We start from the raw sequence: 17463 nt of genomic DNA, 5'->3' as shown, positions 1-17463 counted from the left end.
CCAGCAAATATGCTGGCTTTTGTGTTTTTTAATCTTTGTACGGACTAAAAGCTGGGTATTGATTAAAAGCTGTAGGTAATACCAACACGGCTACGTAGTTGACGATCACGACTGTCTTGTACGTTACCGAACTCTACATACGGACGCCAGTTCCAATCAGACTCTTTGTAACCTACTTTGAGGTTGTAATCCCATTCATAGTCAGCACCGCCGCCGCCAGTCCATTCATTATTTGCAAAATCTTCCGCGTAGTTTGCTTCAAAGCCGAACTGGAACGAGTTCCAGTTGTAGTCTAAGTTACCGGTGATTTTACTACGGTTGCGGTTATCATTTGAGGAATCCGACGTGTAGTCGCGGAACTCATGACGGTAGCGTAGTTTCGCCTTTAAACCCGATTCGAACGAGTACTGCACGCGAACCTGAGGTTTATAAGTCACGCTATCAGAACCAAAAGTCACTGGCATACTTGGCTGGATCATCCATTGATCATTCAATTTGAAACGGTAACCATATTCAAACTCATTGTCTGCTGCTTCCCACTCTGAGAACGGTTTACCTTTTTGCTTCATCTCAGCGCCAAAAAAGTGGTTGTCGACTGAACCGCTCATTTTGATACGGCTTGCCCACTCTTCGGAGCCATGTTTGTACTCTTGGCGCGCGTCGAGTGATGCAGCTGAAACACTGCCAGCAAAAAGAGATGCCGTAATAGCTAAAGCAATTTTATTTTTAGAAATCATAATGTTGTTCCACTGTAATTAAAGTCATAAAGGGTGGGTGTTAATGCACCCACCAGTAGGGGATTTATAGTTTTGGGTAGAGCAGCTCGATATCACGCTGTGCCCAAACTTCCGCCAAGTTCTTCTTCACTGTGAACTCGCTAAAGTCTGTTTCGGTTGCCAGTTTGACCCACTCAGGTTTGTCCATTGCTACACCAGCTTTTAGGTAAAGTGGTGTCATGCGTTCAATGCGGCGACGTTTGTCTTTTTGGGTGTATGGCCACTCTTTATCTAGGTCGTGATAGTTAGCCATAAGCTGAATACCAGTCTCTAAAGAGCCGCCTTTCTTGTTGGTGTAGTTCCAAAGGTCGACGTCTACCTTTTCGCCGATCTGCGCCATGCCAACCAATGGATCTAAGCTGAAGTAGTGGTAGTGATAAGCTCGAGTGCGCTCAATTTCATGCGGTTGAGAGCCATCCTTTTCGAACTGAGTATCGATGCGCATTTTGCCTTTCTGAACCATCTGTTTTGCCAGTGGTTCGTTACCGATAAAGTAGGCAATACTTGCGACTTGATAGTCATACCAAGTACCGTGGTTGTTTTCAGCGTAAGCCTCACCTTTAGGGCCTCCTGACAGGTCATCGACAATCAGCCAATCTAGGTAGTCGCTGTACCATTGCTTGATCTGTTCTTTGTCTTTTTCTGTCCAAGAAGGTGATTGAGAAAGCATGGCGATTGAATCAAGCATGCGATCAGCCAAGGTACGAGTATCAATGATTCCACCACGACGTCCTTCTGCAACACCTGGAACGCCTTGGCCATAATTCACATTAGGATTCATCTTAGTCTCTTCATTGATGAACCAAGTTCTAATGTAATCAATACCTTGCTGCGCATATTTTTCGTCTTGGCTAAAGTAATAAGCGATAGCTAATGCGCGAACTGAGCGGGTGAAGTGGCCAATTCGCTTAGAATCAGTTTCGTCTGTTTTTGACGCTGGATTTGTTTTTCCATCGTGGCGAACCCAAGGCAGCCCGTCATCTTTAGATTCATCTGGCCACCAATATGGGCTAATACTCATGTAATCATTTTTGTTACCGCTCGGTGGGGTCATGCCTTTATCAGCGACACTGAATGGGCCGTCTTGCATTGCAAGCTCTGCTTCTTCGAGTAGTCGCTCATAAGTGACCTTCATTGTTGAAGGTGCTTTCTCAGATTGAAGTAGAGTTCGGTTTGCTTCTAATGTTGCTTCGTCTAAGAAGACGAAATCTGCTGCCATAACATTGGAACCAAAAGTAATAGCTCCAATACAAGCCGCAAGGTGTAGGGGACGTAGGGCTTTCATAAAATGCCTTTTATTATTGAGTTAAGATAATACAAATATGCTATCTCAATATTTTCACGTTGATCTGTGAATTGGATCTACTTGTGATGACAAAATCGACGGTAACAAACCGTTACACTCTGAAATAAATATGCTAAGAGACTGTTTTATATGGTATTGGTGTGTTTATAAGAAGTTTGGTTGGAAAATAGACATTTGAGAATTGTGCGTTCAATCATGTAATCACGAATAATTGCTTTATTTTTATTTGTAATACATTAAGATTATTACAGCTGTCACGGAGAAGCATTTGGCAACGGTATGTTGCAGTTTGATTGATTCGTTTTGGCTATCGGATCTTAGGCATTGATTGAAATGCCTTACACCGGTATTTCTATTCTTGCTCCCAACTATACTAATGACGACTTCTGTTGAACGATGTTGAGATAGAAGAAGGTGGTGGCAATACTGCCTTTGCGCCCATGTTGATACAGGCAACATGGGCGTTTTTTTTTGCCTGATTGAAAATTGTCCTCCCCTAGTTGAACTGTCCACTCCCCAAACTCAGTATTTTATAACTTGCATCTTCGGAAAAATTTAGGTTTCGATTAGATGTTTATAAGTTCATTAGTATTACTTAATTTCCATTGATGAATGGGGAGAGTCGTAAAGAAACGATTCAATTAGGCTGTTTTAGATGAGTAATCTTGCTTGATAAATGAAATCATAAATCCAACCTGGATGTATAATATCTAGGATTTATATGATTTTTTCGCGTTCATTTGTGCTTTTTATCTCCTATTTTTTGCTTTTATAGTTTTTTGCTTACTCTAACAATCGATGACTTTGAACTCGATCACTCCCCGCGTTGTTACAAGGCCAAATTTAAGATTCAAATCACGCAATTGAGTTATTGTAGTACAAATGTTGCCTTTCCATATCTATAGTCGAGACAACAAAAAAACAAATAAAAGGTCTCTACAATGGAACTCAATACACTAATAGTAGGTATCTACTTTCTATTCTTAATTGCAATAGGGTGGATGTTTAGAACGTTTACTAGTACGACAAGTGACTACTTCCGAGGAGGAGGTAGCATGCTTTGGTGGATGGTTGGTGCGACCGCCTTTATGACCCAGTTTAGTGCATGGACATTTACTGGTGCGGCTGGTAAAGCGTTTACCGATGGCTTTGCTGTTGCGATAATTTTTATCGCCAATGCATTTGGCTACTTGATGAACTACTTGTATTTTGCACCAAAATTCAGACAGTTACGTGTGGTGACGGTTATTGAAGCGATTCGTATGCGTTTTGGTAAGGTCAATGAGCAAGTATTTACTTGGTCAGGTATGCCAAACAGCGTTATCTCTGCGGGTATTTGGTTGAATGGCCTTGCAATCATTGCATCAGGCATCTTCGGTTTCGATATGACGACAACCATCATTCTGACAGGCCTAGTTGTATTGGTAATGTCAGTAACGGGTGGCTCTTGGGCTGTTATTGCATCTGACTTCATGCAGATGGTCATCATTATGGCAGTAACGGTTACCTGTGCTGTAGTTGCTATGTACCACGGTGGTGGTGTAACCAATATCGTCAACAACTTCCCAACGGACTCGTTCATTACAGGTGACAACCTTAACTACCTGAGCATCTTTAGTATTTGGGCGGTGTTCATCTTCCTAAAGCAGTTCAGTATCACCAATAACATGTTGAACTCTTACCGTTACTTAGCTGCAAAAGACTCGAACAATGCGCGTAAAGCGGCACTATTGGCTTGTGTTCTGATGACGCTTGGCCCAATCATTTGGTTCATGCCTTCTTGGTTCATTGCTGGGCAAGGTGTCGATCTCGCTTCTCAATACCCAGAAGCAGGCAGCAAAGCCGCGGATTTCGCTTACCTTTATTTTGTGCAAGAGTACATGCCGGTAGGTATGGTTGGTCTATTGATTGCAGCGATGTTTGCCGCGACGATGTCTTCTATGGACTCAGGTCTTAACCGTAACTCAGGTATTTTTGTTAAGAACTTCTACGAGCCGATTTTACGTCCTAATGCGAACGAGAAAGAACTGGTTATCGTTTCTAAGCTAACGTCTACCTTCTTTGGTATTTCCATCATCCTGGTTGCTCTGTTCATTAACTCACTCAAGGGATTGAGCTTATTTGATACCATGATGTATGTGGGTGCCTTGATTGGCTTCCCGATGACAATCCCAGCGTTCTGTGGCTTCTTCATCCGTAAGACTCCAGACTGGGCAGGTTGGGGCACGCTAGTTGTCGGTGGCTTTGTATCATACTTTGTAGGTTTCGTTATCACTGCTGAAATGATTGAAGGTTGGTTTGGTCTGAATGAGTTGACTGGTCGTGAATGGGCTGACCTGAAAGTTGCTATTGGCCTGATTGGACACATCGTATTTACTGCTGGCTTCTTCGTACTTTCAACGCTGTTTTACAAGCCACTTCCAGAACACCGTGAGAAAGACGTTGATACTTTCTTCGGCAACTTGGCAACACCACTCGTTGCAGAAAGCACAGAACAGAAGAAGTTAGATAACAAACAACGTCGCATGCTGGGTACACTTATTGCTGTCGCAGGTGTCGGTGTGATGACGATGTTCGTCTTACCAAACCCAATGTGGGGACGTCTAGTATTCGTATTGTGTGGATTGATCGTGTTCTCAGTGGGCTTACTCTTAGTTAAGGCTGTTGATGACAAAGTCGAAAGTGCTCAACAAGAAACTACGGCCTAAGACAAGCCGATAAATTCATAAAGCCGCTCCGTTGAGCGGCTTTTTTGTACTTAGAAAACGAGTTTGTTGTGGCGTAAATATCACCTATTGTGAGCGCGTAGAGGGTTTAGCAAAATTTTTACATAGTTCTGTTGATGACCCAAAATTGCGACCTACACTTGGTAAATAACTAATTGATTTATATATGGGGTTGTAATGAGTAGTAAACCGACCGTTTTAGTGATAGACGATACGCCCAGTAACTTAGATGTGCTTACCGGAATACTCAAAGACACCTACCAAGTTAAAGTCGCGATCAATGGTCATATCGGTATAAAAATCGCTAAGACTGTACCTCAGCCCGACCTGATCCTACTTGATATTATGATGCCAGATATTGATGGTTTTGAAGTGTGCCGTCAGTTGAAGTCTCAACCCAATACCGCTCATATCCCCATTATATTCGTGACCGCAAAAATAGATCCTGAAGATGAAGTTCAAGGTTTAAGTTTAGGCGCGGTGGACTATATCACTAAACCCATTACCCCCGAGATCGCTCGTCAACGAGTAAAAACACATATCTCTCTTTACAATCAGAAGCGTGCACTCCACGAGCAAGTTCAAGAGAAAACCGAGGAGATTAAACTTGGCTTGTTAGAAACGATTAAAATCCTTGGTCGTGCTGCTGAATTCAAAGACAACGAAACTGGTATGCATGTCCTTAGAATGAGTCACTATTGTTATGTTTTGGCGATAGCAGCGGGAATGCCAAAGGAAGATGCTGAAACACTGAGAGATGCAGCGCCAATGCATGATATTGGCAAGATTGGTATTCCTGATGCAATTCTACTTAAGCCAGGCAAGCTGGATGGTCAAGAGTGGGATGTGATGCGTCAGCATGTTGAGTTTGGTATCGAGATCTTAGGAAATAATAGCGACTCAAAATTAATGCAAATGGCGGTACAGGTAGCTCAGTTCCATCATGAAAAGTGGGATGGCTCAGGTTATCCGAATCAAATCAGTGGTGAAGATATTCCTTTGGTCGGCAGAATCGCCGCAGTTGCTGACGTGTTTGATGCTCTCACTGCAGATAGACCTTACAAAAAAGCATGGAGTCTCGAAGATACGCTAGCCTTGTTTGAGCGAGAAAGAGGCAAACATTTTGATCCTATGGTGGTCGATCTATTAGTCGAGAATTTGAACCAGATTTTGAGCATAAAAGAGCAGTTTAAAGATGACTGAACTGCGTTTATTGTTGGCTAAAACTTGGCAGCTATTTTCCCCTTTACGATGCTCAGTACGCTTGTTTGCTTTTATTCTTTCTATTTGTGTATCCGCACTGATTACGTCAAATAACGTAATAGCAAAAACTGTGACTGATACGGAGTTGCAATCTTGGTTGAGTCTGAAACCCACCATTACTTACGCGGTATTGGCAGGACACTATCCATATTCTTATATTGATGATAACGGCAATGTATCGGGCCTTGTGCGTGATTATGCTCGTGACCTTGAGCAGCGCTATCTTGTTGATACTCACTTTCTCGTGGTCAATTCGTACACCGAAGCCAAACAAGCAATCGAAAAGGGAGAAGCGGATGTTTTTCCGTTTCAGCAATTTGATGTGACAGATGGAGGGCGCTTTTTAGCAACTAAGCCTTATATTCCTTATCAAGTCGCAGTGATTGTGCCAACTAACGGTCAACAAGAAGAGCCAGCCGACCAAGAAGCGACCAAGAAAATAGCGATGGTCAAAGACTCTATCGATGCGAGTCTTGCTGGTGTTCAACTTAACTCGATGACACAGGTGTCGGTCGATAACGTGATTGATGGCATTCGTGCCCTTGAAGATGGTTTGATAGACGGTCTATTAGCTGAACCCGTCAGTACCATGGACTTGGCATTTAAGAGTGGTGTGTTTGATTTGGCGGTCAACTATGTATTGGACCGTTGGCGTGAAATGGAAGCGTCAATGATCCTCAAATCTGATAATCACATCCTGTTGGCACTTTTGAACGATCAAATTGAAACGATGGAGATTGAAAAGAAGAATAGTATTCTGAGTAAGTGGTTGAATGAATCGCCCTATCGAGTGGCTCTTAACGGCGTTTTTGGCTTCGGAAACCCTCCATACCTATACCCTGACAGTCCTTCAGTAGGGATGGAATATGCGATCCTTCAAAGAGCATTCAATGATATGGGGTATCAGGTGGGGGACGTTGTCACCCTGCCTCCTGCAGCCGCGAGAAATGCTATGGAGACTAACCGCTCGATGGCGTTTGTTTCAAGTAAGCAAGTCGAGGATGAATCAACGGGCTATTTGAGTGATGAGATACTGAATGTTGAGTTTGTTCCCATCTCCTTGGCGCGGCGTAACATCTCTATCCAATCTCGCACTCCTTTGTCTTTGGGGGCTCTTCTCTACGATGAAACATCACCAATAGTAAAAGCCGTTGAACAAATCGAGCAGAGTCTATCGATCGAGAAGGTGGAAGACTTCGACAGCCTAGAATCTGCTTTTTCACAGCTGAGAGCGCAGAATGTTGATTTGTTGCTGGTGGAAACGCGTGTTCTTGATTGGTTTATCGCCAATACACGTTTTATTGAGTTGGAAGAGTTAACTCTGCATCGAGACTACAGCGTCAACTATCCGATTTTTGTCGACTTTAGAGATGAAGATATCCGAGACAGCTTTAACGTTGCAATTCAGAACTTAAAGAATCGCGAAGATGGCTTATCAAAATTAGTCGATTCGCACATTCACCAAGACTTATCTAATGTGCTGAAAAAAGCCGACATCATGGCGCAGGTCTCAGCGTATTTTATTGTGAATGACCGGATTCAAGAGCTTCCAGAGCTGTTCGAGATTTTTGATGCAGATAGCGCCTTTAGTGTGATTACAGCACAAACGGAAAACAGCACTCGCCCTATTGAGGCTTGGTATTTAGGAGATGTGAACATCGGTCTATTAAAGACTCGTGATACTTCTCATCTTTCCTCTGTCACTAAGAAAACGGCTTACTGGACCAAAGGTGGGACAACCAACGCAGGGAGTATGACGTTCTATTTCGATGTTGATCGAATATTGAAAAACTATGCTTACTACCCATCTGTGGATCGTTTTGAAGGCTTTGGCACTGGAGCGACGCGCTATATTGCTGAAATCTACCAGAACAACAGCCTCACTGGAGAGATTCTCAATTTAACGGAGAATGAGCGCGACTGGATAAAAGAGAACCGTGATATCAATGTCGGTATTGACCCTGATGCGCTTCCATATGAAGCCTTGAGCGACAATCAAGAGTACATCGGAATCATCGACGATTACCTAACTATTATTCAGCAGAAAACGGGTTTGAATATTGAACATGTGAACGTCGAAACATGGGAAGAGACCCGTCGTTTGGTTGACCATCATGCCGTTGAGTTGGTGTCAGCTGCGGCTGAAAACCGTGCTTTGGGCGAAAATGTTAAACCAGCAAATAGCTTCTTTTCGAGCCGGCTAGCGATTGCGTCTAAAAGGGACGTAAACAGCTTGGTGTTGAAAGAAGCCGCTGGCTGGAAGATAGGTATTGTTAAAGGAGCCGCTAATACAGAAAGTATTGTTGAACAATATCCGCAAATCGAATGGACTTTTATTCAATCGACTCGCGAAGGCTTGAGCTTAGTCAGTGATGGCATGCTTGACGCGACCATTGACACTATCGATGTACTTAATTATCAAATCAATTCGTTTGGTTACCCAGGTATGGGCATTATTGGGCGATTAGACTTCTTTGTTTCTCCGACACTCCATGTTTTAAAGTCAGAGCCATTACTGCTTTCAATCATAAATAAAGCGATAAACAGCATTTCTGCCGAAGAGCATCAGAAGATTTCGGCAAAATGGGCGGCACCAAGACAGATCGAAACCATTGACTATGAATTGGTGTATACAATTTCGGGCTTCTCGATTCTTATCTTTGCCTTGATAGTTTTCTGGAATCGTAAACTGACTCGACAAGTGATCATCGCCAATGATGCTACTGAGGCTTACAAGCGGGCACAAGCTCAACTCTATTCGATGCTCAACACCTCTCCGATTGCCGCAGCCGTTGTCTTTGGCGATGAAGTACGTTATGCCAATGAACGGGCGAAACACTTGTTTGGTGCTGACCATGAAGACCTTTCTTTGATCGCCCCTGATGCGATTCATGAATCTTTGGAAGATAGGAAAGCGATCTATGAGGAGTTGGCTAAACATGGTCAGGTAGAGAATCGTGAATTGAAATTACGCACTTTAAGTGGCGAGCCTTTGGTCGCTCTGGTGAGCTATTACCAATTGGAACTCGATGGTGAACTCGCGGTGCTGTTTTGGGCCTTCGATATCTCCATCATGAAGCAACTCAATCAACGATTGGCTGAAGAGAAGCGCAGGGCGGATGACGCAAGCCAAGCCAAATCGGAGTTTCTCGCTAATATGAGTCATGAGATCCGTACACCGATGAACGCGATTATCGGTCTTTCACATCTAGCTCTAGGCGAAATCCAAAACCCAGTTGCTAAAAACTATATTGAGAAAGTTCATCGTTCAGGTCAGTCACTACTCGCTATTATTAACGACATTCTGGATTTTTCTAAGATAGAAGCAGGTGAGCTTGGCATTGATAGTATTCCGTTTAGTCCGATTCAGCCTTTGAATGAAGTGGCAGAGTTGATGGAATCGAAAGCGATAGAGAAGCGGCTTGTTTTGCGAACAGATTTCAATATTCCAGAGCAACTTGCGCTCGTTGGTGATCCGTTGAGGCTTTTCCAAGTTCTACTCAACTTAGTCGGTAATGCGATTAAGTTTACTGAGCAAGGGAGTGTCAGCATTCAATGTCACTTGGTAAGAGAGTCTATAGACACAGCAACGTTAGATATTTCAGTCATCGACACTGGAATCGGCATATCAAATGAGCATAAAAAATACTTGTTTGAGGCATTTAAACAAGCTGACAGCACTACGACGAGACGTTTCGGTGGTACAGGACTGGGGCTCAACATCAGTCAAAAGCTGGTGAATGCGATGGGCAGTGAAATCCATATCGAGAGTGAGTTGGGCGAAGGCAGTCGTTTCCACTTCGCACTTGAACTCTCCAAAGCATCACAATCTGAAGTGGCAAAATTTCGAACTAAAGAGGCACGCAAAACTCAAACCGTGTTCTTCGAAGGTGAACGTGTATTGCTCGCTGAAGATAACGAATTGAATCAAGATTTGGCTATGGCGTTTCTCAAAAGAATGAACTTAACGGTCGACTTAGCAGAGAACGGCCAGCAAGCGGTCGACTTTGTTGAAAACAATGACTACAAACTGATCTTAATGGATTTACAAATGCCGATCATGGACGGTTATGCCGCGACTCGACGCATTAAACAAATCAAAGGTGACATACCAATCATTGCCATGTCTGCCAACGCGTATTCTGAGGCAAAGCAGCGTGCGATAGATGCGGGTGTGGATGATTTCCTTGATAAGCCTATTGTGCTTGATAAAGCGATGGCGATGATTGCGCACTATGTTGGCTCGGGTGTTGAAAGTGATCATCATCGAGAGAGCGAGCAGCCAATCATAAGCCTTAGTTCCAAGGTTGATGTAGGGGAAGCTAGCGAAATATTGTCTCTAAAGATTCTAGACCGCACCATTCAAGGTGATGAGTTGCTAAAACAGAAGCTACTCGCCCGTTTCAACGACCAAGCTCAACCTATGCTCAATAATGTTCAAGATTATCTGGATAATGGAGAGTGGGAAGCTTTAGAACGCGAACTTCACACGCTGAAAAGCATGTGTGGTGCCATTGGAGGAAGTAAGGCTCAGAGTGCATTGGCTGATTTTGAAGGTAAAGCGCAAGATAAGGCTTTGACTGATGCCGACTTAAAGGTTGCTACGAAAAGAGTCATTGAGCTGGTGGAAGCTCTTCAACCTTTAATCACAAAGGGGTTACAAAGTAATGATAGCTTGCCTGATGAAACGCTCGATAATGAGCAAATGACGGTTTCTCAAGAGCAGATACAGAAGTTGACCGAGCTAATCTCAAATTACGACAGCGAAGCGCTCGACTTAACCAATCTATTACTGACGAGCAGCGCGGAAACTTGGTTAAAAGAAGTGCAGCAAGCCCTTGAACAGTATGATTTTGATACGGCGTTAGAGTGTATTAGTGACGCGAAATCATAACTGCTCTAGGGCTAGAATATTTTTATAGGCTGTTGGCGAAAGTCTGTTTTATCAGGTCAATCACGGTGTCGTATCGACGTGGTAGGGTACGGTTTCTCTTCTGTACTAAGTAGAGTGCCTCTTCCACTTTGACCTTGGGTGGAACTACGTGCAGTTGGTCTTTGTTTGGGAAGTTATCAACTGCACCTTCAGGCAGCACCGTAAATCCAAGTCCTTTGGAGACGGGCAGTAGAATTTGATGGAGCTGGTTAATGTATCCCGTTTTAGGAAGCTCGTTGATATTGAGCTTTTTCAGCGCGTCATCACCACATAAATCGAAATACAGAGAGAGATAATGGGTTGAGTCAGGGTGAGCGATTAGGCCCAACTCGTGGAGCTTTTCAGGAGTAATCTCGACGTTTTCCAAGCTCTTGTGAGTAATCAGACACAAGGCTTCCTTACCAATCATTTCTGTTTGATAGACTCGATCATTCGGTAGTTGAGTCACGATGCCTACATCAATTGTTCCTTGTAACACATCATTGAATATTCGTTGGTTGGGTGAAGCCTCGACGTGAATACTGAGCTTTGGATGCTCGGTTTGCAGTTCGAGAAAGTCGGGGTAAAGCTGCAGAGCAAGGGTACCAGAGCAAGACAGGTTGCATTGACCTGCAAAAGGGTTGTCAAACCGCAGAGACTCAAACAGCTCTTCTTGCTCTTTGTTTAACTTAAGCGCGTAGCGATAGATAATTCGACCTTGCTCGGTTAGCTCGAAGGTTTTGTTTTCGCGTGAGAGCAGGGAGCAGTTGCAGGCTTGCTCTAGTTTCTTGATGTGCTGGCTGACTCCCGGTTGAGTCATATAGAGTTTTTCTGCCGTTTGAGTGAAGTGACCCACTTCCACAAGTGTTTTAAAAGTATTAAGCCAAAGCGGATTAATCATTACGCGCCCTATATAACAAATCATTATCACAATCTCTAATTAGCATAACCCATAGTAGTCAGAATGGATAAAGATATCGTTATAAATCTCAGCGATTAAAGGGTTGCAAGTTTGTTGTCTATTTGTTGTAGTTGCCACCTAGTGCATAAAAGGTGGCAAAATGAACAGGAACGTTTGGATACTCTCTCTCTGTCAGGCTCTATTGATGACAGGAAACATTCTTCTTATCTCGGTGATTGGTTTGATCGGTAAACAGATCGCGCCGAGCCAAAGTATGATTACTTTGCCTGTTGCACTTCAGTTTCTTGGTTTAATGGCGGCGACCATTCCTGCGTCTCTCATCTCTGGAAAGCTTGGCCGTAAGCGTGGCTTTAGTATCGGTAATATCGTGGGCATATCAGGGGCGAGCTTAGCGACGTTCGCGCTCTCAACCCATAACTTTTACCTGTTCTGCTTTGCGACCTTTTTACTCGGCATAGGTATTGGCTTTGGTACTTTGTATCGATTTGCCGCGATTGAAGTGTGTAGCGAAGATGCGCGTCATCGTGCGATATCCATTTCAATGGCAGGTGGGGTTCTGGCAGCCGTATTAGGGCCAAACTTGGCGGTAATGTCTCAGCAGTGGTCACAAGATGGTCTTTATATCGGCGCTTTCGCATCTCTAATTGGGCTAAATGTGTTGGCACTGCTTATTCTCCAGACTGTTCAATTCCCTAAGTTCAACCTAACAACCCAACAAGTTAAGCCAGACCCTGTGCGTACCATGATCAAAGCGCCTAATTTCGTCGGTGCGGTGTTTGCCGCTATGGTCGCCTATGCCGTGATGAACATTCTAATGACCGCCACCCCGCTTGCGATGATAGGATGTGGTTTTGATTTTACCAAAGCAGCTGGCGTGATTGAGTGGCACGTATTAGGTATGTTCGTCCCTGCATTCTTCACGGGTGGACTCATCGAGAAATTTGGCGCAAAACGTATGATTCTAGCTGGAGCCGTCTTGTTCTTGTTGTGTATCGCTATCAATATTCACGGTGAGTCAATTTGGCACTTCAGATCGGCGCTTGTGTTACTGGGGGTAGGTTGGAACTTTATGTTCATTGCGGCCACAGGGTTATTTAGTCAATCTTACCAAGCGAAAAACAAGTCTAAGGCGCAGGCCCTGAATGAGTTTGTGGTATTTAGCTGCGTTAGTGTCACTGCTCTTCTCTCTGGGTGGCTTGAATCTACGGTTGGTTGGCAAATGCTTAACATCTACGTATTACCGTTTGTTCTTTTGGTGATCATGGTGTTTGCGTTTAGTGCTAAGAAAGCGAGCCGCCCTTCATTGACTTAGTAATTCAATCAACATCTGCGTCTATAACCCCACTTTAATTGAAGTGCTCGCCCTGTTTAGGTGAGCACTTTTTTTGAATGTTGTATTGTTAAATATTTGATAAATAATTAAAAAGTTCAAACTTTCTCCATCTTTTATTGGGATTGTGGATTGTAATCCCATAATCGACAGATTTTATGCATAGCTTTATTCGATATTTACTTTTTTTTCATGAATCATATGTATAATTGCGCCGCTTTTATTCTAGGAGGCGTAATGAAAGTAGTAGAACGTCCAAAGTTAACGTTGTCTTTGTTGTTGCCAAAATATTGGTGTGTCTGGTTTGGTTTTGGCTTTTTAGCTTTATTAGTGAATCTTCTACCTTATCGAGTATTGGTTTTTATTGGAGAGGGCGTTGGTCAGCTTGCAAAGTTGATTATTAGTAAACGTGCGAAGGTGGCTCGACGTAACTTTGAGTTAGCATTTCCTGAGTTATCCGAGCAAGAAGTTGAGAAGTTAGTTCGCCGAAATTTTGATTACGCGGGAATGGCTCTGATTGAAACAGGTATGGCTTGGTTCTGGCCAGATTGGCGAGTTAAGCGCCATATGCGTGTTGTGGGTAAAGATCTTATTCTTGAGCAAGAAAAGAATGGACGAGGCGTGCTGGTGGCATGCGGCCATTTTCTAAACTTAGAAATGACAGCAAGAATTTTTAGTCTATTTGCACCGGGTTACGGTGTGTATCGACCACATAGTAACGCTGCCTACGAGTTTATTCAGCATCATGGTAGAACGCGTAAAGGACATAAAATGATTGATCGCTCTGATCTAAAAGGCATGCTCAAGGTACTTAAATCTGGCAATCGTCTATGGTATCTACCTGACCATGATTACGGAGCAAATGCTTCTGTATTCGTACCATTCTTTGGTGTCGATAAAGCTTCAACGACAGCGGGTACAGGCTTCCTAATTGATGCAACCAAGTGTGCAGTGATGTCAGGAGTCAGTGTCAGAAAAGGTGGTGTCTATGAGCTGCAGATCAGCGAGGACTTTAGTGATAAGTTCCCACGTAAGCAGCCAGAAGTCGCAGCGCAAGTCATGAATCAAGAAATTGAACGCTTAATCTTGAAAGACATCAGTGCTTGGATGTGGTTACACAGAAGGTACAAAACCTTGCCTGAAGATCATCTCGGCCCTTGTCGCTATGCATAACCTACTTGTACAAAAGATTACATAACAGAATTCTGTTCATAATTTCCATTAAGCCTTGGGTGTCAATCCGAGGCTTTGTTGTATTTGTGACCTGTTACGATAAGAAACGAACAAAGTACCGTCATTTGCGCAAAATGTGAGGTTCATATTTTGTCATAATTTCAATAATTGTATATATTCGCCTGCTAAAACTATAAATACCAATAAGCAACGAATAATGACTGCCAGCCTATCTTCTCAACGACGTGAAACTCTTTTAAACGATACCGATCAACTCGTGTCGACCACTGACCTAAAAGGCGTGATTACTTACAGTAATGAGGCGTTTTGTCGCATTGCAGAATATGAACAAGATGAACTATTGGGTCAGAACCACAATATTGTTCGTCATGATGAAATGCCTAAAGCTGCCTTTGCCGATATGTGGGTTAACCTCAAGCAGGGTAAGGCTTGGCGTGGCATTGTTAAGAACAGAACCAAGTCTGGTGGCTATTACTGGGTGGATGCCTATGTAACGCCAATTTACGACAATGGTGCAATCAGTGGCTACCAGTCGGTTCGTGTGAAGCCTAAAGCTCAATGGGTACAAATAGCAGATAAAGCGTATCAAGGTTTGTTGAAGGCAGAGAAAAATGGTCGCCAATGGTCGTTACAGATCAGTGATAGTGTTCGCTATGCGATTCTTCTCGGTTCGCTTTCAGCGCCGGTTCTGTCGAACATGATGGATCTAGGTCAGGCAGCGCAATGGCTATGTAGCTTACTGCCTGTTTCTGCACTGGCACTGCTATTTAGACAGGAACTTATCGATACACCGCGCGAGCTTAAAAAGCTTCAATCTAAGTTTGATAGTGTTAGTCGCCTAGTGTACTCGGGCAATAGTCAATTCTCGGTTGCAGACTTTCACCTTAAGTTGGCTTCGGCTCGTATTCGTACTGTATTAGGTCGAATGACAGATTCTGCGAAGCCAATTCAAGACTTGGCTGATAACTTAAGCGCGACTTCTTACCAAGTAACGGAAGCGCTTGATCAACAAACCAAAGACATCCTTGAAGTGCGTGAAGCGACGGCTGAAGTAGAAGTAACGGCGAATGAAGTCTCATCGACAACTCAAGAAGCGCACCAGATCGTTGATATCACCTTCAAGACATGTGCGAGTGCAAAAGAGAGTATCGACCAAACGCACAGTAATCTTGATAGTTTGAATGTACAGGCTGAAAAGGCGACTCAAACAACGTATCAGTTGAGCGATCAAGCTCAGAGCGTCAGCAAAATGATGGAAGAAATCGGTGGCATCGCAGAACAGACTAACTTGCTGGCTCTGAACGCTGCAATTGAAGCGGCACGTGCAGGCGAGCAAGGCCGTGGTTTTGCTGTTGTAGCAGATGAAGTTCGTGCACTGTCAGGGCGCACTTCAAAAGCAACGGTACAGATCAAAGAGAGTATTGAAACCATGCTGCACACTATTGAAGGATGGCAGCGTGATATCTTGGATAACCAAGCTCAGACAGCAAAGTGTGGTGAATCTGCACAGGTAAGTTCAGAGCGCTTATCTGAGGTTGAGTCGCTAATGGGGCAAATGAATCAATTGATGCAGTCTGTTGAGAGCGCAGCTAACCAACAACGTCAGCTTACTAGCGATGTGAACCTGCATATTCAGTCAATCGCTTCTACGGCGGAACAAAACCAAGCGGCGACACATTCAGTTAAAGAGAACTCAAACGATCTTAAGAATCAAGTCGGGGAGTTCCATCTACTTGCGCAGCGTTTTGAAGAGAAGTAACGCTAGCAATTGATACTTGTAGAACATGAAGCCCCGCACTCGCGGGGCTTTTCTTTTTTAGTTTCTTTGCTCTTGCCTAGCCATTGAGGCTCTTGTAAAGATACTTTTCACACGTGACGTCACTGATGCGTTTGAGTGCGTGGGAGATCAGTGCAACCACGATTAAGCCAAACAGCAACCGGCCCCAGAAAATAGTGATGAAATCCGCGCCAATTAACATAATAAGAATCGTGTCTTCGATCATACTGTGGACCAGATTCAACAGCATGATTGCCGTAAAGATATCTCGTGCGGGGATATGTCCTTTATTTGCTTCATTGATCAATAAGCCTCCACCAAAAGATATTCCTAGAGTCATGCCGACGATAGTCATATTGGTCGCTTCAGGACTTATACCCAACACTCGCAGAACGGGACGCAGTGCAATGGCGATTAGCTTTTCGATACCTAACATCTTTAGCACTTTAAGTGTAAACAACAGCACAGCGATGATGATGAAAATCATAAACAGGCTTTCGACTTGGCTCCAAGCCCACTCAAGATAAGTCTGCTCGCTGTTTAAGTCTGGGGCCCATATTACTTGTGCCGTTTGTTCTAGTAGACCACCCCATGTATAAATTTGGTGAAGTATCCAAGCAAACAATAAGCCGCCACCGAGCCTTAGTACCATAGTCGCAAAGACACTCACACCCGCTCGTTTAGCGACGGCGGCTTCAATCGGCAGTGAGTGTGCAATCAACATTAATGAACCTAATACCGATACTTGTGCGACACTGAGTTCAGCATTGGTGTTCATGAAGACCAATAAGCCTGCATAAATGTTCGTTAGAAGGGTTGTAGCCCATACCAACCCCATCTCGCTAGGTAAACCGACAAAGCTCATTAAGGGGCTTAGCCATTCGCTCAGTAGCGTGATGCCGCCCATCTCTTCAACGATTTTGATGATAATGATGATTGGGATCATCAACTTGTATAGTGTCCAAGTTACATCAAATATTTCGCGCCAAAGCTCGGAGAAGAAATTTTGGAACTTTCTCATTGTTTCATCCTTTTCATTACAACTGATAGGATGAATGGTAAGATATTCATAAGAAATATGATTAACCAGTTTAGAGTTGAATTGAGCTAATTATTTTTTATTTATCGATAAGTGATAAATTTATTTCGCAAATTCTGGGTGTGGAGAAATATATGGAAATAGATCGAATTGATAGAAGTATCTTGAGCCTTTTGCAAAAGAACAATCGAATTGCCAATATCGATCTGGCCGAAGCC

General features: G+C 43.5%; 11 protein-coding genes. 7 read left to right on the top strand and 4 right to left on the bottom strand.

The genetic code is table 11. The features are described 5' to 3' along the window. Positions 1 to 62 precede the first annotated feature (62 nt). Both AC6R05_RS00845 and AC6R05_RS00840 read right to left on the bottom strand, forming a co-directional pair. The gene (locus AC6R05_RS00845; RefSeq protein WP_500646274.1) at positions 63 to 737 is read right to left on the bottom strand and encodes an oligogalacturonate-specific porin KdgM family protein; all 675 of its coding nucleotides are present in this window, start codon (positions 735 to 737) and stop codon (positions 63 to 65) included. A 64-nt stretch (positions 738 to 801) separates the two neighbouring features. Beyond that, the gene (locus tag AC6R05_RS00840; protein WP_500646273.1) at positions 802 to 2061 is read right to left on the bottom strand and encodes an alginate lyase family protein; all 1260 of its coding nucleotides are present in this window, start codon (positions 2059 to 2061) and stop codon (positions 802 to 804) included. A gap of 962 nt (positions 2062 to 3023) precedes the next feature. On the opposite strand from AC6R05_RS00840, the gene AC6R05_RS00835 reads away from it, so the two are divergent. The 3 genes from AC6R05_RS00835 (at position 3024) to AC6R05_RS00825 (ending at position 10965) form a co-directional block, all read left to right on the top strand. Next, on the top strand, positions 3024 to 4790 hold the full coding sequence (locus AC6R05_RS00835; RefSeq protein WP_500646272.1) for a sodium:solute symporter family transporter: 1767 nt from the start codon (positions 3024 to 3026) through the stop codon (positions 4788 to 4790). A gap of 195 nt (positions 4791 to 4985) precedes the next feature. Further along, the gene (locus tag AC6R05_RS00830) at positions 4986 to 6011 is read left to right on the top strand and encodes an HD-GYP domain-containing protein (protein WP_500646271.1); all 1026 of its coding nucleotides are present in this window, start codon (positions 4986 to 4988) and stop codon (positions 6009 to 6011) included. Further along, positions 6004 to 10965 (top strand): response regulator, encoded by a 4962-nt coding sequence (locus AC6R05_RS00825; RefSeq protein WP_500646270.1) that lies wholly within the window; start codon positions 6004 to 6006, stop codon positions 10963 to 10965. The genes AC6R05_RS00830 and AC6R05_RS00825 overlap by 8 nt, the downstream gene beginning before the upstream one ends. 22 nt (positions 10966 to 10987) lie before the next feature. Here AC6R05_RS00825 and AC6R05_RS00820 read toward each other — a convergent pair whose 3' ends face one another. Further along, complete coding sequence (locus AC6R05_RS00820) at positions 10988 to 11884, bottom strand: LysR family transcriptional regulator (RefSeq protein ID WP_285464943.1); 897 nt, start codon at positions 11882 to 11884, stop codon at positions 10988 to 10990. Between the two features lie 160 nt (positions 11885 to 12044). Here AC6R05_RS00820 and AC6R05_RS00815 point away from each other — a divergent pair, with 160 nt between their 5' ends. From AC6R05_RS00815 to AC6R05_RS00805, 3 genes are all read left to right on the top strand, one after another. Then, a complete protein-coding gene (locus tag AC6R05_RS00815) occupies positions 12045 to 13217 on the top strand; it encodes an MFS transporter (protein WP_500646269.1) in 1173 nt (390 codons plus the stop codon). Positions 13218 to 13472: 255 nt separating this feature from the next. After that, complete coding sequence (gene lpxL / locus AC6R05_RS00810; RefSeq protein ID WP_500646268.1) at positions 13473 to 14408, top strand: LpxL/LpxP family Kdo(2)-lipid IV(A) lauroyl/palmitoleoyl acyltransferase; 936 nt, start codon at positions 13473 to 13475, stop codon at positions 14406 to 14408. A gap of 217 nt (positions 14409 to 14625) precedes the next feature. Beyond that, positions 14626 to 16188, top strand: coding sequence for a methyl-accepting chemotaxis protein (locus tag AC6R05_RS00805; RefSeq protein ID WP_500646267.1), 1563 nt, complete (start codon positions 14626 to 14628; stop codon positions 16186 to 16188). A 76-nt stretch (positions 16189 to 16264) separates the two neighbouring features. Here AC6R05_RS00805 and AC6R05_RS00800 read toward each other — a convergent pair whose 3' ends face one another. Continuing rightward, entirely contained in the window at positions 16265 to 17227 is a 963-nt protein-coding gene (locus tag AC6R05_RS00800) for a hypothetical protein (RefSeq protein WP_285464936.1), read from the bottom strand. A 152-nt stretch (positions 17228 to 17379) separates the two neighbouring features. On the opposite strand from AC6R05_RS00800, the gene AC6R05_RS00795 reads away from it, so the two are divergent. Further along, a partial coding sequence (locus tag AC6R05_RS00795; protein ID WP_500646339.1) for an AsnC family transcriptional regulator occupies positions 17380 to 17463 on the top strand: 84 nt, incomplete at its 3' end.

The sequence above is a fragment of the Vibrio sp. R11-SG3-ISO9 genome, assembly GCF_059834255.1.
This window is presented reverse-complemented; position numbering and strand designations above follow the sequence as displayed.

Coding starts and splice junctions, on each gene's coding strand:
- AC6R05_RS00845 (WP_500646274.1), bottom strand. CDS start 737: ATGATTTCTAAAAATAAAATTGCTTTAGCTATTACGGCATCTCTTTTT.
- AC6R05_RS00840 (WP_500646273.1), bottom strand. CDS start 2,061: ATGAAAGCCCTACGTCCCCTACACCTTGCGGCTTGTATTGGAGCTATT.
- AC6R05_RS00835 (WP_500646272.1), top strand. CDS start 3,024: ATGGAACTCAATACACTAATAGTAGGTATCTACTTTCTATTCTTAATT.
- AC6R05_RS00830 (WP_500646271.1), top strand. CDS start 4,986: ATGAGTAGTAAACCGACCGTTTTAGTGATAGACGATACGCCCAGTAAC.
- AC6R05_RS00825 (WP_500646270.1), top strand. CDS start 6,004: ATGACTGAACTGCGTTTATTGTTGGCTAAAACTTGGCAGCTATTTTCC.
- AC6R05_RS00820 (WP_285464943.1), bottom strand. CDS start 11,884: ATGATTAATCCGCTTTGGCTTAATACTTTTAAAACACTTGTGGAAGTG.
- AC6R05_RS00815 (WP_500646269.1), top strand. CDS start 12,045: ATGAACAGGAACGTTTGGATACTCTCTCTCTGTCAGGCTCTATTGATG.
- lpxL (WP_500646268.1), top strand. CDS start 13,473: ATGAAAGTAGTAGAACGTCCAAAGTTAACGTTGTCTTTGTTGTTGCCA.
- AC6R05_RS00805 (WP_500646267.1), top strand. CDS start 14,626: ATGACTGCCAGCCTATCTTCTCAACGACGTGAAACTCTTTTAAACGAT.
- AC6R05_RS00800 (WP_285464936.1), bottom strand. CDS start 17,227: ATGAGAAAGTTCCAAAATTTCTTCTCCGAGCTTTGGCGCGAAATATTT.